This window comes from Streptomyces sp. AK02-01A (assembly GCF_033795305.1).
GTDB lineage: Bacteria > Actinomycetota > Actinomycetes > Streptomycetales > Streptomycetaceae > Streptomyces.
The window spans coordinates 1-18,806 of the sequence record NZ_JARBAE010000005.1; the positions used below are offsets into that span (position 1 = coordinate 1).

17 protein-coding genes are annotated in these 18,806 nt (G+C 70.2%); 4 read left to right on the plus strand and 13 right to left on the minus strand.

The window, feature by feature from the left end; genetic code table 11:
* Positions 1-79 precede the first annotated feature (79 nt).
* The gene (locus PV679_RS07335) at positions 80-1,327 is read left to right on the plus strand and encodes a DUF317 domain-containing protein (protein WP_319679247.1); all 1,248 of its coding nucleotides are present in this window, start codon (positions 80-82) and stop codon (positions 1,325-1,327) included.
* 172 nt (positions 1,328-1,499) lie between these two features.
* On the opposite strand, the gene PV679_RS07340 is transcribed toward PV679_RS07335, so the two are convergent.
* Positions 1,500-2,390, minus strand: coding sequence for a DUF5655 domain-containing protein (locus PV679_RS07340; protein WP_319679444.1), 891 nt, complete (start codon positions 2,388-2,390; stop codon positions 1,500-1,502).
* 622 nt (positions 2,391-3,012) lie between these two features.
* Positions 3,013-4,263 (minus strand): glycoside hydrolase family 10 protein, encoded by a 1,251-nt coding sequence (locus PV679_RS07345; RefSeq protein WP_319679248.1) that lies wholly within the window; start codon positions 4,261-4,263, stop codon positions 3,013-3,015.
* A gap of 188 nt (positions 4,264-4,451) precedes the next feature.
* On the opposite strand from PV679_RS07345, the gene PV679_RS07350 reads away from it, so the two are divergent.
* Complete coding sequence (locus PV679_RS07350; RefSeq protein WP_319679445.1) at positions 4,452-5,312, plus strand: 3-hydroxybutyryl-CoA dehydrogenase; 861 nt, start codon at positions 4,452-4,454, stop codon at positions 5,310-5,312.
* 98 nt (positions 5,313-5,410) lie between these two features.
* Here PV679_RS07350 and PV679_RS07355 read toward each other — a convergent pair whose 3' ends face one another.
* The 9 genes from PV679_RS07355 to infC form a co-directional block, all read right to left on the minus strand.
* Positions 5,411-5,941, minus strand: a complete 531-nt coding sequence (locus PV679_RS07355; protein ID WP_319679249.1) for an NUDIX hydrolase — start codon at positions 5,939-5,941, stop codon at positions 5,411-5,413.
* 75 nt (positions 5,942-6,016) lie between these two features.
* Positions 6,017-7,357: a transcriptional regulator gene (locus PV679_RS07360; RefSeq protein WP_319679250.1), complete on the minus strand. Its 1,341-nt coding sequence runs from the start codon at positions 7,355-7,357 to the stop codon at positions 6,017-6,019.
* Between the two features lie 436 nt (positions 7,358-7,793).
* Complete coding sequence (pheT, locus tag PV679_RS07365; RefSeq protein ID WP_319679251.1) at positions 7,794-10,322, minus strand: phenylalanine--tRNA ligase subunit beta; 2,529 nt, start codon at positions 10,320-10,322, stop codon at positions 7,794-7,796.
* The gene (pheS, locus tag PV679_RS07370; RefSeq protein WP_319679252.1) at positions 10,322-11,449 is read right to left on the minus strand and encodes a phenylalanine--tRNA ligase subunit alpha; all 1,128 of its coding nucleotides are present in this window, start codon (positions 11,447-11,449) and stop codon (positions 10,322-10,324) included. Before pheS ends, pheT begins: the two co-directional genes overlap by 1 nt.
* Positions 11,450-11,618: 169 nt before the next feature.
* On the minus strand, positions 11,619-12,773 hold the full coding sequence (locus tag PV679_RS07375) for an ATP-binding protein (RefSeq protein ID WP_319679253.1): 1,155 nt from the start codon (positions 12,771-12,773) through the stop codon (positions 11,619-11,621).
* 83 nt (positions 12,774-12,856) lie between these two features.
* Complete coding sequence (locus tag PV679_RS07380; protein WP_319679254.1) at positions 12,857-13,696, minus strand: RNA methyltransferase; 840 nt, start codon at positions 13,694-13,696, stop codon at positions 12,857-12,859.
* 169 nt (positions 13,697-13,865) lie between these two features.
* On the minus strand, positions 13,866-14,252 hold the full coding sequence (gene rplT / locus PV679_RS07385; RefSeq protein WP_319679255.1) for a 50S ribosomal protein L20: 387 nt from the start codon (positions 14,250-14,252) through the stop codon (positions 13,866-13,868).
* 100 nt (positions 14,253-14,352) lie between these two features.
* Positions 14,353-14,547 (minus strand): 50S ribosomal protein L35, encoded by a 195-nt coding sequence (rpmI, locus tag PV679_RS07390; protein WP_030754426.1) that lies wholly within the window; start codon positions 14,545-14,547, stop codon positions 14,353-14,355.
* 124 nt (positions 14,548-14,671) lie between these two features.
* Positions 14,672-15,340 (minus strand): translation initiation factor IF-3, encoded by a 669-nt coding sequence (gene infC / locus PV679_RS07395; protein ID WP_319679256.1) that lies wholly within the window; start codon positions 15,338-15,340, stop codon positions 14,672-14,674.
* Between the two features lie 352 nt (positions 15,341-15,692).
* Between infC and PV679_RS07400 the strand changes: the two genes are divergently transcribed.
* Entirely contained in the window at positions 15,693-16,055 is a 363-nt protein-coding gene (locus tag PV679_RS07400; protein ID WP_319679257.1) for a DUF1844 domain-containing protein, read from the plus strand.
* Between the two features lie 86 nt (positions 16,056-16,141).
* On the opposite strand, the gene PV679_RS07405 is transcribed toward PV679_RS07400, so the two are convergent.
* Positions 16,142-16,873 carry an SseB family protein gene (locus tag PV679_RS07405; protein ID WP_319679258.1) on the minus strand — a complete coding sequence of 244 codons (732 nt, stop codon included), beginning with the start codon at positions 16,871-16,873 and terminating at the stop codon, positions 16,142-16,144.
* A gap of 41 nt (positions 16,874-16,914) precedes the next feature.
* Here PV679_RS07405 and PV679_RS07410 point away from each other — a divergent pair, with 41 nt between their 5' ends.
* Complete coding sequence (locus PV679_RS07410; protein ID WP_319679259.1) at positions 16,915-17,562, plus strand: serine hydrolase; 648 nt, start codon at positions 16,915-16,917, stop codon at positions 17,560-17,562.
* Here the strand turns inward: PV679_RS07410 and mycP are convergent.
* Positions 17,551-18,741 carry a type VII secretion-associated serine protease mycosin gene (gene mycP, locus PV679_RS07415; RefSeq protein ID WP_319679260.1) on the minus strand — a complete coding sequence of 397 codons (1,191 nt, stop codon included), beginning with the start codon at positions 18,739-18,741 and terminating at the stop codon, positions 17,551-17,553. The genes PV679_RS07410 and mycP overlap by 12 nt on opposite strands.
* Positions 18,742-18,806: the final 65 nt, after the last annotated feature.

Consider the following 18,806-nt stretch of genomic DNA (forward strand, 5'->3'; position numbering starts at 1 on the left):
TGGGGCTACCTCACGCCCCACGAAACACGCCTGCGCTACCAGCAGGGACAGGCCCTCGCGGCATAACGGAAACGTGTCCATGATCACGGGGAAACTTCACGTCGCCGACAACGTCCTGGTTCTGGTCCGCATCGACCACGAGGAGCCCTACTGGGCCGAGGAGGCAGCCAAGCACCTGGCCGCCGAGGGCATCACCGTCGAGATCACCCCTCGACTCCGTGAGGCCATGGACGAGGAATGGACCTGGGCCAACTACCCGATGCCCTGGTGCACCCGCAGCGAAATCCGCGAGATAGCCAACGAAGCCCAGAAAATCCACGACGACATCCGCCACGGCCACCTCCTCATCCACGCCCACGCCCACGACGGCCACACCACCGTCGCGGTCGGCACCTACCTCGGCCGTCACGGCAAGTCCGTCTACCTCCACGGCGAGGACCACCTGCGCCAAGTCGCCGACACGTTCGACTCACCCGCTCAAGCCCTGCTCGCCTTCGAGAAGGTCCACGCCGCAGACCTGCGCCCCGGCCCGGCACCCCTGACCGACAGCGAACGCGCCGCCGCCGAAGCCCGCACCCCATTCGCCCTCACCACAGCCAAGCCCGAACCGGCCCGCCCGAAACCGGAGACCGTTCCGGCCTACCTGGCAAATGCCGGCGACCACGACGCCCTCCTCGACACCTTCCTCGATGCACACGGCGAGTGGGAGAAGTGGCGCACCTGGTCGGACGAGACAACTCACGCCATCCACGAGTCCCAGACCCTGCGCATCGAGCGCGTCCACGAAGCCCCGGCCCACGAGACCGCGTGGACCGTGGCCGCCTACGCGACACCCGTTTCCGACCGCATGTGGGTTCTCACCGCGACCGGCGCCGCCCCTGCTTCGGTGATTCAGGAGCTACTGGACCACCTCGCCGACGGCGACGGCTGGGACACGGCCATCGGCGCCCCGGTGGACGAGAAGACGGTCACCGCGGCCACGCAGCCTCTCAGCGACGCCGGATGGAAGCACACCATGGACGGGCGATGGATCCGCTGGACGTCCCCCACCGGGGACGCAGGCGTCCAGTTCGACGCCTTCACCGCCCAGCACCCGAGCCAGAACCTGGCCACCTGGACCGTCTGGGCCGGTCCGGACCCTGGCCGACCCACCTGGACCCTCACCGCGTCACCGCACACCCCGAGTTCGCTGCTGGCCGACCTCTGCGAGACCCTCGCCCACGAAACCGGCACCCGCCAGGTTCAACCCGCGGGCCGCGAACGCGGGACGATCCTCGTTACCACCCCGGCGGTCGCGGCCAACGCGGCTGCCAGCCGTTCACGCTGACCATCGGCACGCAAGAGCGGGGCAACATAGCCCGCGATCACCGGTTAGCCAAACCGGCGATCCCGCGCATCATTGATAGTCCACCGCCACAACCTGCCCGTACGTCGAAAGGCACTACCTGACGACCACAGACGAATCGCGAAACGCTCACAGCCAAGGTGCCGTCGAGCAATCACGCCGCTGCGTAGCTCGCCCGGAACAGATCCTGCGCACGCTCCACGTCCCTCGGCGTGCGGAGCTGCACCTCCAAGTCGCCCGTCCCGTGGTGGCCGAGCCCGGACACGTCCCGGGTGAACCCAGGAACGAGGTCGACGCGCTTCGGGTCGACCTTCAGGTAGACGAGGAGCTTGCTCCGCTGAGGCGGACAGACGCAGGCGAAGTTCCGCAGACGCTGATACGCCCGGTACTGCTTGCGCTCAACACGGTTCACGCCGTCCCCGAGACCGAGCAACTCCTCGTCGACCGCGTTCGCCAGCGCGACCATCGACGCACCCTGGACGCTGACGACCGCCCGGGCGACCGCCTGGCGACGTGCTCGCCTGGCTGCCTGCGTGCCGCCGCTCACGGACGCCACGGTCTCAAGCCCGAGCAGGTCGGTGCCGAAGAATCGGTAGCGGACCAGGTCGATCGACCTCCGGTGCTCGCGCACGGCGTGCACGTCGTACCGCGTGAAGTCGCCGGCGATACAGACCAGGCGCGGCCCGCTCCACCGCACCTGGGACGCCGCCGTAGCCCCGAGCCGGTCGCGGACCAGGTGCTCGAACTCCGCCCGGTGGTCCATCAGCCACGAGAGGTAGAACAACCCCTGGTGGATCACCCCCGCGTCAGTCGAACGCTTGTACTCAACGATGACCGGCGACCCGTTCTCGTCCAGCCCGATCGAGTCGATCCTGCCCCCGTGCACCGGCCCGGTGCCGTACTCGCTCACCAGAAACCGGACGCCCAACAGCGTCTCCATGTGCGTCTCGACAAGGCCCTGCACATCCGCCTCGACCTCAGCAAGACGCGGCGTGACCTCGGTCATGCCGCTTTTCATCGTGTGGAACAGCTTCAGGCCCGACACCTTCCCCTCCTCGATTCGGAGATCAACAACGTCGGGCGGGCGCGGATTTGTTTCCGCGAGGGCCTTCGGAGCCGTGAAGAAAATGTGAGCGCAAGCCGCTCGACGATACCCGCTTCCTCCCTTGCGAAGCTGCCGCCCACAAACCAGCACGGGGGCCTCACCGGCATCCCAACATGATCCCAGCACGGTAGGGGCGAGCAGGGGTGATGACGGGTGACGAGGGGTCAGGTTTCCCAGCACCATCCCAGCACGGGAAAAAACCAGGGGCCCACTCGGAAGAGTCGGACCCCTTCTGACCTGCACACTTGCCAGATCAGCGATGTGGTGCTATGTCACCCACTACACGTTGAAGCGGAACTCAATCACACTCGCCCGTCCGTCGAACGCACGATCAAAAAGATCGAGACCTGGCGAGGCGTCGCCACTCGCTACGACAAGACCCGACGAATGGTCACCCTCATCCCAGAGCCACGCGGGCTGGAAAGTGGGAGCGGGGTTCGGGCAAGAGACTTCGCTTCCGCTCGTCTCGCCGGGAGCTGGTGAAGAGTGGCCAGTACTGCCTCGCACTCCTCCTGTTGAAGCTTGGCCAGAACCGCAGTCATCACCTCGTAGGTGTGCACCATTATCCCTCTCGCCGGTAGCGCTCAGAAATTATGGCCACTGCCCCCAGGGGATCGCTAGCGATCTCCGTCGCCGAGAAGTAGATATTTCCCTTCACCTCTGGGTACTTCGCGCAAATGTCGAGGTGTCGGGATAGTTCGGCAGGGTTCTGCCAGCCCTTTGGCTGCGCTGGATCGCCCACCTTGTAGAGCGCTTCGCCCACGTAGAGGTCGACGCCAGTACCCCTCACAACGTCCGCCCACCAGTCGACCAGGACCGTGTAGTTCGCAGGAACCCGCAGGTCAAGCGGTTGTGCCAACCAGTACAGCTGAGGGACGATGTAGTCGATCCAGCCCTTCCTGACCCACTTCCGCGTGTCGGCGTGCAGATCGTCGTAGGTCTGCACACCGGCCCGGGTGTCCGAGCCGGCCGGGTCGGTGGCGGCGTTGCGCCACACTCCGAACGGGCTGACGCCGAACCGGACATGCTTCTTGATCTTCTTGATGCGTTCGCCCGTCTCGCGCACCAGCCGGTCGGTGTTGTCCCGCCGCCAGGCGGCCCGGTCCCGGAAGCGGCCGCCGTAGCGCGCGTACGCGGCGTCGTCTCCGAAGGCCTTTCCGGCGACCGGATACGGATAGAAATAGTCGTCCCAGTGCACGGCGTCGATGTCGTAGCGGCGGACGGCGTCCAGCATGGCGTTCTGGACGAAGCGTCTGACCTCGGGCAGTCCCGGGTTGTAGTACAGCTTGCCGCCGTACGGCACGACCCATCCCGGATGGACCCTGGCGGGATGGGTCCTGGCTAGCCTCGACCGGTCGGTGTGGTTCGCGACGCGGTACGGGTTGAACCAGGCGTGCAGTTCCAGACCGCGCGCGTGCGCCTCGCGCACCGCCGTGCCCAGCGGGTCCCAGCCGGGGTTCTTGCCCTGCGTGCCGGTCAGGCACTCGGCCCAGGGCTCGTACGGCGAGGGCCACAGCGCGTCGGCCGTCGGCCGGACCTGGAAGATGACGGCGTTCAGCCGGCGGGCCACGGCCGTGTCGAGATGCTTCAGCAGTCCGGCCCGCTGCCGGGCCGCCGTCAGCCCTCGTTGCGAGGGCCAGTCGCGGTTGGCGACGGTCGCGAGCCACATTCCGCGCAGTTCCCGGCGCGGGGCACCGTGCCCGGCGACCGCCGTGGCGGCGTCCGCCGCCAGCACCGAGGCCACCACGCCGGCCGCGGCCGTCACGAATCCTCTTCTGCCGATCCGGCCCACGCCGTGTCCCGTGTCGCGCATGCGCTGTCCCTTGTCAGGTCCGCGCGGCCGCCGAGGCCGACGGGCCGCCGTACCCGCTGATCCTTGCCCGCCCCGGACCCCGCTCCACACACCTCGGCGGAGTAACGTCGTGGCCCGGGCGGGCGCCGGAATCACCCGGGGGACCTGCCGGAACACGGACCAGCGAAAGGCACGATGTGACCGACTCCCTGACCGATATCGCCCGCGTAGGAGTGGTGGGCTGCGGCCAGATGGGCGCAGGCATCGCCGAGGTCGCCGCCCGTAACGGCCTGGAGGTGCGGGTCGCCGAGACCACCGGTGAGGCCCTGGAGATCGGCCGCACCCGCCTCCACAATTCCCTCTCGAAGGCCGCGGAGCGCGGCAAGATCACCGAGAAGGAGCGCGACGACGCGCTCGGCCGCCTCAGCTTCACCACCGACCTCGGAGAGTTCGCCGACCGCGATCTCGTCATCGAGGCCGTGGTCGAGAACGAGCAGGTCAAGACGGAGATATTCCAGGTGCTCGACCAGGTGGTGACCCGCCGGGACGCGATCCTGGCGTCCAACACCTCCTCGATTCCGCTGGTCAGACTGGCCGTCGCGACCTCCCGTCCCGACCAGGTCATCGGCATCCATTTCTTCAACCCGGCACCCGTGCAGAAGCTCGTCGAGCTGATCCCCGCGCTGACGACCTCCGAGGAGACGGTCAAGCGGGCCGAGGCCATGGTCACGGGAGTGCTGGGCAAGCACGCGATCCGTGCCCAGGACCGCTCGGGCTTTGTGGTGAACGCGCTGCTCATCCCGTATCTGCTCGCCGCGGTCCGGATGTTCGAGTCGGGCCTCGCGAGCCGTGAGGACATCGACAACGGCATGGAGCTGGGCTGCGCTCATCCGATGGGCCCGCTCAAGCTCTCCGATCTGATCGGCCTGGACACCGTGGCCTCGGTCGCCGACTCGATGTACGCGGAGTTCAAGGAGCCGCTGTACGCCGCTCCCCCGCTGCTCCAGCGGATGGTGGACGCGGGCCGGCTCGGCCGCAAGACCGGCGCGGGTTTCTACCCGTACTCCTGATCCGTACGAGCGCGCGAGGCGGGCGACCGGACCGGCGGGATCCGACCGGTCCGGCCACCGGCCGGCTCGGTCCCGGGCCGAACCGGCGTCAATAGCCGTCAGCCGAGCCGTATGTGATGCAGCATCATCAGCCCGGCCGCCATACCCGCGGCCGGGATCTCACCGCGGGCGATCATGTCCGGCACCAGCTTGAGCGGGATCCACTCCCGGCGCGAGGACTCGAAGTCGTCCTCGGGGTGACCGGTGTACGTGGCGTCCTCGGCCCAGTAGAGATGGTGCCGGGCGTCGGTCAGGCCGTTGGACGGCTCGACCGTGAGCAGATGCCGGAGCGGTCCGGGACGCCATCCGGTCTCCTCCTCCATCTCCCGCGCGGCCGCGCTCTCGATGTCCTCGCCGTCCTCGACGACACCGGCGGCCAGTTCCCAGCCCCAGGTGTCGGTGATGAAGCGGTGCCTCCAGAGCATCAGCACCTCATTGGCCGCGTTGACCGCGGTCGCCACGGCGACCGGGCGGAGCCGGATGAGGAAGTGGTCCAGATGCCGGCCGTCGGGGAGTTCGACGTCCGCCAGATTGACCCTGAACCAGCGATTTTCATACACGGTCTGTTCGCTAAGTTTCGTCCACTGCACGGTTCTGCCACCTTCCGACAAGTTGATGGCAATATCGCAGCAGTCGCTTACTCAGAGGAGGAGTCACACGGGGACTCACAGAGGCACGCGCAGCGCTCCGTCGATGAGTTCGGCCGTCTCCTCGGCGGCGCTGGATCCGCTGGCGATCAGTTGCTCGCTCACCTCTCTCAGCCGGTCCCGCAGCCGCCGGGACTCCATTCCCCTGGCCCGCTCGGCCATCTCCCGCGCCGTCCCGGCGGCGCGGTCCGCCTCGCCCTGCCGCAGTTCGACATGGCTGAGCATCGCGAGCCGGTGGACCCGGCCGCGGTCGTGCGCCGGTGTTTCCACGGCCGCCGCCGCGTGCGTACGCGCGGCCGCCAGCTCACCGAGGCTCAACAGGGCCTCCGCCACCTGGACATTCACCAGCCCCGGCTGGACATAGTCCGTCTCGTCCGGCTCATGTCCCGGACGGATGCGCTCCGCCGCCGTCTCGGCCCGGCGGATACATCCGAGCGCGCCGGCGCCGTCTCCAAGATGGGCATACGACTTGGCCTGCATCGCGTACAGGTCGGCGGCGAGCGCCGGAGTGATCTGGCGTCCCGCCGTACGCAGCGCGGCCTCCGCGAAGGCGACGGCCTGGCGGTACTCCCCCATGAACAGCGACTGATTGACGAGCAGCGCGATCACATACGCGCCGAATCCCCGGTCCCCGCTGGCCTTCGCCAGACGCAGCGCCTGGTGGAAGTAGCGCTGGGCCAGTCCATGCGCGTCGGAGTCGTACGCGCAGATACCGGCGACGGCGACCAGACCTCCGGTGGCCCGGTGCAGTTGACGGCCCAGCGAGTCGCTGTATCCGCCGCGCAGCAGCGGGGCCGTCTCGGTGTTGAGGAAGCCGACGATCCTGGCGCGGGTGGCGACACCGCCCGCCCTTCGGTACATCAGCTCGTAGTGCGCCCTGGCCGAGCGCAGCAGTTCGATGTCGGCGGGTCCGACGCTGGTCCCGCCGCCGCGCGAGACGTCGGAGTCCTCCGGAGGGTTCTCCCATTCCCAGACGGGCATCACGGCGGGCGTGCCGGTGACGGCGGGCGCGTCCACTATGTGCGGCCGCTGCTGTTCGTCGCAGCGCCAGAGCGCGGTGGCCCGCTCCACGAAACCGGAGAGCGGTGTGCCACCCGGTACGGGCGACTCGCCGGACACACCGAGCCCGATGTCGTCCAGGGTGAGCGGCCGGCGCAACCGGTCGCTCAGCACTCCGCAGATCAGATCGGGCACCTGGCCGCGTGGCCGCTGGCCCTTCAACCACCGGGCCACGGCGGTGTGTTCGTATCGCAGGGCGAGACCTCTGGCCCGGCCCGCCTGGTTGACCCGGGCGGCGAGACCGGCGTGCGAGACACCGGCTTCGTCCAGCAGGGAATCGAGCAGGGTGTTGGGCTGCATGTGCCCCTCCGGTGGCTCGGCCGAACCAGCGTAGTGCAACGGGAAACGCACGGGGTGTGAACGTAATGCCCGGATCCGCGCCATGTGCACCCTGCCGCCGGAGGCGCCCGGTCGGTTGACTGAAGCACCTCGTAAAGAGGCGGCCGGGCCGTCGGCTCCCCCTCGTACAGCTCGACGGCCCGCTACCGCGTCGTCTGTCCCGCTGACCTGCCCGCTACTCCGCGGCGGGGCAGGCGACGCGATCCGCGCAGCCGGACCGGCCGCCGCCGGAAGGACACCGGACACGGTCGTCCGGGCCCGGCTGCGCGAGGCTCCGATCGCGTCGATCGCTCGTGATCGCCGCTGTGCGTTCGCTCCGGCTTCTCACCTGAACGGATGAGGGGCGTCTCCGGAAGATCCGGAGACGCCCCTTCTCACAGCCTTTCGAGCAAGACGGTCACGCGCCGCGCAGGACCGCGCCGGTCCGGTCGGCGGCGAGTGCGACAGCCGCGTCACGGGCGGCCGTGGCCTCCTCGACCGTCAGCGTGCGGTCCGCCGCGCGGAAACGCAGCGCGTAGGCCAGCGACTTGTGGCCCTCGCCGATCTGCTCGCCCGCGAAGACGTCGAACAGCCGCAGAGACTCAAGGAGTTCACCCGCGCCCTCGCGCAGCGCCCGCTCCACCTCGGCGGCCGGCACCTCCCGCGGCACGACCAGCGCCACATCCTGGGTGGCGACGGGGTAGGCGGAGATTCGCGGCGCCTGGAGCGTGCCGGAGCCCGCCTGCTCCAGCAGGTCGAGTTCGACCTCCATCGCGCAGGTACGGTCCGGGAGTCCGAGCGCCTTGACGACCCTCGGGTGCAGCTCTCCGGCATGCCCGACGAGCGTCTCCTCGCCGTTCACCGTGGCGAGCAGCGCCGCGCTGCGGCCGGGGTGCCACGGCTCGTGCGGGTCGGCGCGGACGGTCAGCTCGGCGCCCGCCTCCCGGGCGACGGCGCGGGCCGCCTCGATGGCGTCCGCCCAGTCCGCCGGGCGGCCCTTGCCCCACCAGCCGGCCTGTTCGCGCGCTCCGGCCAGGACGGCCGCGACACGACGCGGCTGGCGCGGCAGCGCGGCGTTGAGCGCGGCCACCTCCTCGTCGGTCGGACGCCGGTCGACGGGCAGCCGCACCGGTACGGTCTCGTCGCCGGTCGGACGGAAGACCAGACCGGTCTCGAAGAGGGCCAGGTCGTGCGAGCCACGGCCGTCGTTGCGGCGCAGCGCCGTGAGAAGGCCGGGCAGCAGCGTGGTGCGCAGCGCGGGCTCCTCGTCCGAGAGCGGGTTGACCAGCTTGACCGTACGGCGGCGGGCGTCGTCGGCCGGCAGACCGAAGGCGTCGAGCACCGCGTCGCCGATGAACGGGTAGTTCAGTGCCTCGACATAGCCGGCGCCGGCCAGGGCGCGGCCGACGCGGCGGTGCAGCCGCTGCCGCTCGGTGAGTCCGCGGCCGGACGGCGGAGTGGGCAGGGTGGAGGGGAGGTTCTCGTAGCCCTCCAGGCGGATGACCTCCTCGGCGAGGTCGTTGGGCGCGCCGAGGTCGGGCCGCCAGGACGGGACGGTGACGACCAGTTCGTCCTGCCCGTAGACGTCGCAGCCGATCTGCTGGAGCCGTCGTACGACGGTCTCGCGGCCGTAGCCGACACCGGCGACCCGGTCGGGGTGGTCGGCGGGCATGGCGATGGTGTGCGGCGCGGAGGGCGCGATGATCTCGGTGACTCCGGCGTCGGCGGAACCGCCGGCCAGCAGCACCAGCAGATCGACGGTCCGCTGCGCGGCGGCGGCCCCGGCCTCCGGGTCGACGCCCCGCTCGAACCGCTTGGACGCCTCGGACGCCAGCTTGTGGCGGCGCGCGGTGCGGGCGATGGAGATCGCGTCGAAGTGCGCGGCCTCGATGACGACCTCGGTGGTGCCGTTGGCCTCGCCGGTCTCGGCGTCGGTGGCGAGGTCGGCGATCTCGGTGTTCGCGCCGCCCATCACGCCCGCGAGGCCGATCGGGCCGCGGTTGTCGGTGATGACCAGGTCCTGGGCGTCCAGGACCCGCTTCGCGCCGTCGAGAGTGGTGATCCGCTCGCCGGCCTGGGCGCGGCGGACACCGATCGGCCCGTCGAGCCGGGCGCGGTCGTACGCGTGCAGCGGCTGGCCCAGTTCGAGCATCACGTAGTTGGTGATGTCGACAGGAAGCGAGATCGGCCGCATTCCGGCCTTCTGGAGCCGGCGCCGCAGCCAGATCGGAGAGCACGCCTCCGGGTCGAGACCGGTGACCGTACGGGCCGTGAAGCGGTCGCAGCCCATCGGGTCGGCGACCTTCACCGGGTGGCCGAAGGAGTTCGGGGCCGGGACGTCGAGGAGGGCCGGGTCGCGCAGCGGCAGGCCGTACGCGATGGCGGTCTCGCGCGCGACTCCGCGCAGCGAGAGGCAGTAGCCGCGGTCGGGAGTGACGGCGATGTCGAGGACCTCGTCCACCAGCTCCAGCAGCGCGATGGCGTCGGTGCCGGGCTCGTACTCGGGCGGCAGCACGATGATGCCGCCGGAGCCGTCGTCGCCCATGCCCAGCTCGTCGCCGGAGCAGATCATGCCGTGCGAGGTCTTGCCGTACGTCTTGCGCGCGGCGATCGCGAAGTCGCCGGGGAGGACCGCGCCGGGGAGGACCACCACGACCTTGTCGCCGACGGCGAAGTTCCGCGCGCCGCAGACGATCTCCTGCGGCTCGCCGGTGCCGTTGGCCGTACCGACGTCGACGGTGCAGAAGCGGATGGGCTTCTTGAAGCCCTCCAGCTCCTCGATGGTGAGCACCTTGCCGACGACGAGCGGGCCCTTGAGGCCGGCGCCGAGCTGCTCGACGGTCTCGACCTCAAGACCGGCGGAGACGAGCTTGGCCTGGACGTCACGGCCGGTCTCCGTCGCCGGCAGGTCGACGTATTCCCGCAGCCAGGAAAGCGGGACGCGCATCAGATCTCCATCCCGAACGGCCGGGTGAACCGGACGTCACCCTCGACCATGTCTCGCATGTCTTCGACGTTGTGGCGGAACATGAGCATCCGTTCGATGCCGAACCCGAAGGCGAATCCGCTGTATTTCTGAGGGTCGACACCGCAGGCGACAAGCACCTTCGGGTTGACCATGCCGCAGCCGCCCAGCTCGATCCAGCCCTCGCTGCCGCAGGTGCGGCAGGGCCGGTCCGGGTTGCCGACAGAGGCACCGCGGCACACGTAGCAGACCATGTCCATCTCGGCGGACGGCTCGGTGAACGGGAAGAAGTTCGGCCGCAGCCGGGTCTTCATGTCCGCACCGAAGAGCGCCTGGACCATGTGGTCGAGGGTGCCCTTGAGATCGGCCATGGTCAGGCCCTCGTCGACGGCGAGCAGCTCGATCTGGTGGAAGACCGGAGTGTGAGTGGCGTCCAGCTCGTCGGTGCGGTAGACCCGCCCCGGGCAGACGACATAGACGGGCGGCTCGCGGTCGATCAGCGTGCGGGCCTGCACCGGTGAGGTGTGCGTACGGAGCACCACGCCGGACTCGTCGCCCTCGGTCCCGTCGGGGCCCTGGACGAAGAAGGTGTCCTGCATCTGGCGCGCCGGATGGTCGGGCACGAAGTTCAGGGCGTCGAAGTTGAACCACTCCGCCTCCGCCTCCGGGCCCTCCGCGACCTCGTAGCCCATGGCCACGAAGACATCCGCGACCCGCTCCATGAACGTGGTCAGAGGGTGCCGGGCACCGGCCGGGACGCGGTCGTACGGCAGCGTGACATCCACCGCCTCCTCGACCAGCACGCGGGCGTCGCGCTCCGCCTCCAGCTCGGTCTGACGGGCGGCGAGGGCCTTGTTGACGGCGCCGCGGGCCTGGCCCACGCGCTTGCCCGCCTCGGCCTTGGCCTGCGGCGGCAGGGCGCCGATCTCCCGGTTGGCGAGAGCGAGCGGCGAGGTGCCACCGGTGTGCGCGGTCTTCGCGTGGGCGAGCGCGTCGAGGTCACCGGCGGCGGCGAAGGCGGCGAGCGCCTCGTCCCGGATGCGCTCGATCTCTGCCGGTTTCAGTGCCTCGACCTCGACTGGGTCGTACGACTTGTTGGGTGCGGACATCTCTTCCCGTACTTCCGATTGGCTGGCGAAACGACCCTGCTCGATCACTTCGATCACTGAGGACGCAAAGGTGCCAAAGGTCGAGTCTAAAGGTCGAACGAAGGTGTAGAGGCCCGTGGGCCGCTCTGGCCCGCCCGCCACCGCCCTGCCTGACGCTTCGCGCCAGATCCTATTTCAAGTAGGCGGGGGCGCCGACGGGCAGGATAAACCGGAACTGGGCACCGCCGCCGGGTCCGCGGTCGACGGTGATCGTGCCGCCGTGCGCCTCGACGATGCCTTTGACGATATACAGGCCGAGGCCGGTCCCGCCGCGTTTGCTTCCCCGCCAGAAGCGGGTGAAGACACGGCCCATCGACTCCTCGGGGATGCCTGGGCCTTCGTCGCACACGGTGACGGCCGTTCCTTTCTCGTCGTTCTCGGCTGGGGCTGGTGCCACCTCGATGGTGACGGTTCCCTCACCGTGGCGCACCGCGTTTTCCAGCAGGTTGCCGAGGATCTGGTCGATCTTGTCGGGATCGGCCCACAGATCGGGCAGCGGCTGCTGGATCCGTACCAGGAAGCGGTCCGGCGACTGTCCCGAGGCGGTGTGCGACTGGACATGGCGGCCGACGGCCGCGCCGATGTCGATCGGCTGGCGGCGCACCTCCAGCCGGCCCGAGTCGATACGGGAGATGTCGAGCAGTTCCGCGATCAGCCGGGTGACACGGTTGGCGTCGGCGTCGACGGTCTCCAGCATCAGCCGTTTCTGGTCGTCCGTGAACCGCTCCCACTTGGCGAGCAGCGTGGCCGTGAAGCCCTTCACGGAGGTGAGCGGCGAACGCAGCTCATGGGCGACGGTGGCGATCAGTTCCGCGTGGCTGCGCTCGGTGCGGCGCCGTGCCTCGGTGCCGCGGACGCAGATCACCAGCCGGCGGACCGGTCCGGTCGGATAGGCACGCACATACCGGGCGGAGACCAGGACCTCACGGCCGCCGGGCAGCAGCAGATTGCGCTCGGGCTGGCCGACCCGGGTGGCGAGGCCGCCGTACGGATCGGTCAGCGCCCACCAGCGGTGGCCCTTCAGGTCCTCCAGCGGAAGCGCCCGGTCCAGCGGGTGGCCGAGCGCGTCCGAGGGCGGTACGGCGGTGATGCGCGAGGCGGCCGCGTTGAAGCAGATCACCCGGCCGGTCTCGTCGGCGACGACCAGCCCGTCGGGAAGGTCGTCCGGATCGATCCCGGCGTCACCGGCGCCGATCCCGACATCGCCGGCGCCGGTCCCGGAATCGCCTGACGCACACGGAACGGTTCCCTGGACAGCGGCGGGTCTGCTCGTCCCGGCAGTCATCCCCGTATCCCACCTCTTCCGCGTAGCTCAGTGGGCCCCCGAAGCCGCAACCCTACTAGCTGAACGTGACCGAGCGGACCCCCTCAGCGCGTATCACGCACTCGTTGGGCGCGCGCCGAGGCGTACAGACATACGGCCGCGGCCGTCGCGAGGTTCAGACTCTCGGCCTTTCCGTGGATCGGTACGCGCACCACCGCGTCCGCGAGGGCCCGGGTCTCGGCCGGCAGGCCCCACGCCTCGTTGCCGAAGATCCAGGCGGTGGGCCCGCCCATGGTGCCCGCGTCCAGCTCGTCGTCCAGGTCGTGCTCGCCCGCGCCGTCGGCGGCGAGGACGCGGATGCCCGCGTCCCGCAGCCCTTGGACGGCCTGCTCGACGGGGACGCCCACGGCGACCGGCAGATGGAAGAGCGAGCCGGCCGAGGCCCGGACCGACTTCGGGTTGTAGAGGTCGACGGAGGCGTCGGTGAGGACGACGGCGTCGGCGCCCGCCGCGTCCGCGCAGCGCAGCACCGTACCCGCGTTCCCGGGGTCGCGGACATGTGCCAGGACGGCGACGAGCCGGGGCCGGGCCCGCAGGATGTCCTCGAACGGAGAGTCGAGGAAGTGGCAGACGCCCAGCAGTCCCTGCGGAGTGACCGTCTGGGACACCTCGGCGAGCACGGAGTCGGGCGCGAGATGCACCCGGGCCCCGGTGGCCCGCGCCGCGTCGATGATGTCGGCGTACCGCTCGGCGGCCTCGGCGGTGGTGAACAGCTCGGTGAGCGTGGGCTCACCGCCGTCACCCCGGTGGGCCACGGCTTCGCGTACAGCCTGCGGACCCTCGGCGATGAACCGGCGTTCCTTGCCGCGGAATGCCCGCTTCGCGAGCCGTCTGGCTGCCGTGACGCGCGGTGAGCGCGGGGAGATCAGCTCGGGGGTATCCATGGGCGGTGGCTCGCTTTTCGTCTGTACGAGAAGGATCTGTACGAGAGGGATCCGCACCAGGACCCGGACGGCGGAGGGCGTCGTCTTCGCGCGAAGGGTCCGGGAACAGACCGGACCCGCAGGCGCGGTGCCTGCGGGTCCGGCGGGAAGGAAATGCGGCCTGACGGGATCAGGCGGCGGCCTTCGGGGCGTTGACATCGCTCGGGAGGGCCTTCTGGGCGACCTCGACGAGCGCGGCGAACGCGTGGGTGTCATTGACGGCCAGCTCGGCGAGGATCTTGCGGTCCACCTCGACGTTGGCGGCCTTCAGACCCTGGATGAAGCGGTTGTAGGTGATGCCGTTGGCGCGGGCAGCGGCGTTGATCCGCTGGATCCAGAGCTGACGGAAGTCGCCCTTGCGCTTCTTGCGGTCGTTGTAGTTGTAGACGAGGGAGTGGGTGACCTGCTCCTTCGCCTTGCGGTACAGGCGCGAACGCTGGCCGCGGTAACCGCTGGCCGCCTCCAGAATTGCCCGGCGCTTCTTGTGTGCGTTGACTGCCCGCTTGACGCGTGCCACGTTTAACTCCTTGTAGCGGGGCCGTGGTTGGACTCACACGGCCCGGAAACGAATGGGTCCCGGTCCTGTGCCGCGCCCCCGGTCACCGGGGGTCGCGACATCACTTGCCGAGAAGCTTCTTGATCTTCTTGGCGTCGCCCGGGGCCATCTCGGCGTTGCCGGTGAGGCGACGCGTCAGCTTGGACGACTTGTGTTCGAGCAGGTGGCGCTTGCCGGCCCGCTCGCGCAGCACCTTGCCGGAGCCGGTGATCTTGAAGCGCTTGCTGGCACCGCTGTGCGACTTGTTCTTCGGCATAGCGCCGTTCTCTCCTCGTCAGTGGCGCTCCCCACCGGTCGGTGGACCGGTGCACGGGAGCGTCAGATCTCTGGTATGTGATTCCGGACCGGAGCCGGGGGTGCCTGGATGGCACCCTCTCGGATCACGCTTCGGAAGGGGCCTCGGACGGGGCGTCGGCCGGAGCCTCCGCCTCCGAAGACTCCTCGGTCGCGTAGCCCTGACGCTCCGCCTTGCGAGCGGCCTGCGCCTCACGAGCCTCGGCCATGGCTTCGGTCTTCTTCTTGTGCGGGCCAAGAACCATGATCATGTTCCGGCCGTCCTGCTTCGGGTTGGACTCGATGAAGCCGAGGTCCTCGACGTCCGAAGCGAGACGCTGGAGCAGTCGGAAGCCCAGCTCGGGGCGGGACTGCTCACGACCACGGAACATGATCGTGATCTTGACCTTGTCGCCCTGCTTGAGGAACCGGACGACATGACCCTTCTTGGTGTCATAGTCGTGCGGGTCGATCTTGGGCCGGAGCTTCATCTCCTTGATGACCGTGTGCGCCTGGTTCTTGCGCGCCTCACGGGCCTTCATGGCCGACTCGTACTTGAACTTCCCGTAGTCCATGAGCTTGCACACGGGCGGACGGGCGTTCGCCGCGACCTCGACCAGGTCCAGGTCGTACTCCTGCGCAAGCTCCAGGGCCTTGGCGAGCGGCACAATGCCCACCTGCTCGCCACTGGGACCGACAAGTCGCACTTCGGGAACGCGAATCCGGTCGTTGATGCGGGGCTCGGCGCTGATGGATCCTCCTCGGTAGCACCACACGACTGTCTGGCAGACAGCCGCGTTACGTCTGTTTACTCAGACCAACCGCGGCGGAACATGGAAAATGCCCCGGACGGGACACAGGCGGGAGCTCCTTGAAATACCGGAGCACCGCCGCGTCAACCGCGGGGCGCATCGGGCGGCTCCATCGTCCGTACGGAACGATGGGCACCACCTGACCGGTGACCCGCCGCCCCGAAGGGGCAGCCAGGTGGGAGATCGGAGCCTCCACTTGTGAACAGGGCACGCACGCGCCCTGCTGGTCCGTTACACAAGGTTAGCAGCTCCGGCCCACAGGGGCTAACGGACGGCAGGGACCGGTCTCCGGGCGGCGGGGCCTATCGTGTGGTCCATGAGTGACGCGACCTCCCCCCAAGAGTCTCCCGACTTCGACGCCATGACCCGCGACATCGCGGAAGTCCCCGCCGTCGAGGTGATCGTCACGGTCGCGGTGAATCTGATGAGCGCCGCCGCCGTGAAGCTCGGCCTGACCGAGGAGGGCGAGGAGCACAAGGACCTGGACGAGGCGCGCAAGCTGGTCCAGGCGCTGGCCGGGCTGCTCGACGCGAGCGTGACGGAGATCAGTTCGTTCCACGCGGCGCCGCTGCGGGACGGGCTGAAGTCGCTTCAGCTCGCGTTCCGCGAGGCGTCGGTCGTACCGGACGAGCCGGGACAGGGCCCCGGTGAGAAGTACACGGGCGCCGTCTACGGCTGACCGGTCCGCCGCGCTCTTCCTCCGTCGCGTACGGCCTCAGTCACGTACGACCTCACATCACGTACGAATATCAGTCACGCGCAACCTCAGTCACGTACGAAAAAGGGCTCGCCGGGCGGCGTGGCCTCGGCCGGCAGCAGTGCCAGGTCGAGCCCGCGCACCAGGCGGGCCCTCAGCACGTCGTCGGCCGCCAGCGACTCGGCGACCCGGCGCACCGCCTCCGCCGGAAGCGCGCCCGGCGCCGGCACGAGCGCGAGGGTTCCACCGGCGCCGCCCCGGACCAGATGAGCCCGGACCACCGCGGGCTCGGCCGCGACGGCCGAGCGCAGCGCCGCGACCACGGCCGGGTCGTCGAGCGGATCGGTGCTGGTACGGCCCTCGGCGAGGGCGAGCAGTGCGGCGCCGGTGAGCTGGTACGCCACGGGCCCGGCGAGATCCAGCACCACCGTGTCGGCCCGCTCGTGGGCGGCCGCCTGGAGCGCCTGGTGCAGCGGTACGGCGACGGGGCGCGCGTCGGGATCCCAGCGGGCCAGCGCCGCGACCGAGGTGAAGGCGGGCAGCGCGCGGCGGTCGCCGGCCTGGAGCGTGGGGACGGCCATGTCGCTGGTCTTCTCCCGGCGCAGGCCGTTCTCGTCCTCCTCCGTCTCGCCGAGAACCGCGACGACGGGCACCAGCAGCCGGGCGCCGCGCAGCGCTGTCAGGACCTGTCCTTCGGCCGACCGGTCCTCGGCCCAGGCGGCGAGGGCCGCCGTCAGCGCGGGGTCGGCGGTGCCGTCGTCGTCGGAGAAGCCGGAGTCCGGGATGTTCTTGAGCGCCACGGGTCGAGCCTAGCCTCGCCCGCGCGACGTACGGTCGTGGGGTGGATCTCTCCTTCGCGGTGTACGACACGGCCGGCGGGCGCGAGACGGCGTACGGCGAGGACCGTACGTATGTCACCGCCAGCGTGGTCAAGGTGGCCATTCTGGCCGCGCTTCTGCTGCGGGCGGCGGACAGCGGCCGGTGGCTGACGGGCGAGGAGGAGCGGCTGGCCGAGGCCATGATCGAGCGCAGCGACAATGACGCGGCGACGGCGCTGCGGGCGGCGGCCGGCGGCCCGGCCGGGCTGGACGCTGCGCACGCGCGGCTCGGCATGACACGGACCTCGGCGGCGTCCGCCTGGGGACTGACCCGGACCACCGCGCGGGATCAGCTCACGCTGCTGAAGGCGGTGTTCGGCACGGACTCGCCGCTGGACGGAAGAGCGCGCGGCTTTCTGGCCGGACTGATGGGACGGGTCGTGGCCGGACAGGACTGGGGTGTGTCGGCGGCGGGCGACGACTGGGCGCTGAAGAACGGCTGGCTGCCGAGGTCCGGCAGCGGCCTGTGGGTCGTCCACTCGGTGGGACGGGTGCGGGGCTGTCTCGTGGCGGTGCTGTCCGACGGCCACGGGACGCGGGAGGAAGGGATCGCGCGGGTCGAGGAGGCCGCCGTCCGCGCGGTGCGGCGGGTCGTCCGGCTACCGGCGTGAGCCCTGGCGGCGCGCGCCGCCACGCCACAGCATCATCGCGCCGGCCAGCAGCAGGGCGCCGGTTCCGGCGGCCGCCGGGGCCAGCCAGCCGGCCGGCCGCGGTTCCTCGGCCGGGACGTCCGGGCCGGTGCCGAAGTATTTCCCGCCGTAGTCGGCGGCCTCGCTCCGCGGACTGGCGGGAGGCAGCTTCGCACCGGCGTCGATCGCCGCCGCCGGGTCGACGAAGCCATAGCCTTTCGCGTCGTCCCTGCCGCCTCGCGGCGCGTCCCGCGCGGTGTCCGCGAGAAGCTTCTTGATCTGCGCGGGTGTGAGGCCGGGATGGGCGGAGCGTACGAGGGCGACGGCTCCCGAGACGAACGCGGCGGCGGCGCTGGTGCCCCATCCCTCGTAGTAGCTCCGGTCGGGGTCGGCGATGACGACATCGACGCCCGGCGCGCTGACCGTGGCGTACCAGCGCCTGGTGGAGAAGGCGGCGTGAGTGCCGTAGCGGTCGACGGCCGTCACCGCGATCACACCGGGATAGGCCGCGGGATACGAGATGTGGTCGCCCTTCTCGCCGCCGTTGCCGGCCGAGGCGACGACGACGGCGCCCTTGGCCAGCGCGTACTGGACGGCCGCGTCCTCGGCGGGTTCGGGGTGCGCGGACTCGCTGTCGTCGCCGAGGGAGAGATTGATGACGTCGGCGCCATGGTCGGCGGCCCAGCGGATGCCGTCGGCGAGAGCGCTGCCCCGGGAGGTACGAGCCTTGTCGCGGGCCGGGTCGGTGCCTTCGAGGATCACGCGGACGGGCAGTATCTTCGCCTCGGGCGCGACGCCGAGGACTCCCTCGGAGCGGTCGAGTCCATGGCCGTGGCCCGCGATGATGCCGGCCATGGCGGTGCCGTGCCGCGCCCAGGGCCGGTCGCCGTCGGTGGCGCCGAAGCCGACGAGGTCCTTGCCGGGAAGCACCTGTCCCGCGAGATCGGGATGGGTGTCGTCGACGCCGGTGTCGAGGACCGCGACCGTGATGCCCTTGCCCTGGGTGGTGCGCCAGGCCTGCTGGGTGTGCATGGCGTCGAGGGCCCACTGCTGGACACGGATCGCGTCCGCGTGCGCCGCCGTGCCGGACAGCAGCACGGAGGACACGGCGGCGAGAGCCGCGAACGCCGCGGCGAATCTGTGACGGCGCCTTGAGGTCATCGGGTCCTCGGCCTCATCGGGATGCTGGTCAGCACCGGGAGCGTGGGGGTCACCGGGGGCTCGGG

Coding starts and splice junctions, on each gene's coding strand:
- mycP (WP_319679260.1), bottom strand. CDS start 18,741: ATGACCTCAAGGCGCCGTCACAGATTCGCCGCGGCGTTCGCGGCTCTC.
- pheT (WP_319679251.1), bottom strand. CDS start 10,322: ATGCGCGTCCCGCTTTCCTGGCTGCGGGAATACGTCGACCTGCCGGCG.
- PV679_RS07375 (WP_319679253.1), bottom strand. CDS start 12,773: ATGACTGCCGGGACGAGCAGACCCGCCGCTGTCCAGGGAACCGTTCCG.
- PV679_RS07380 (WP_319679254.1), bottom strand. CDS start 13,696: ATGGATACCCCCGAGCTGATCTCCCCGCGCTCACCGCGCGTCACGGCA.
- PV679_RS07335 (WP_319679247.1), top strand. CDS start 80: ATGATCACGGGGAAACTTCACGTCGCCGACAACGTCCTGGTTCTGGTC.
- PV679_RS07360 (WP_319679250.1), bottom strand. CDS start 7,357: ATGCAGCCCAACACCCTGCTCGATTCCCTGCTGGACGAAGCCGGTGTC.
- PV679_RS07345 (WP_319679248.1), bottom strand. CDS start 4,263: ATGCGCGACACGGGACACGGCGTGGGCCGGATCGGCAGAAGAGGATTC.
- PV679_RS07400 (WP_319679257.1), top strand. CDS start 15,693: ATGAGTGACGCGACCTCCCCCCAAGAGTCTCCCGACTTCGACGCCATG.
- rpmI (WP_030754426.1), bottom strand. CDS start 14,547: ATGCCGAAGAACAAGTCGCACAGCGGTGCCAGCAAGCGCTTCAAGATC.
- pheS (WP_319679252.1), bottom strand. CDS start 11,449: ATGTCCGCACCCAACAAGTCGTACGACCCAGTCGAGGTCGAGGCACTG.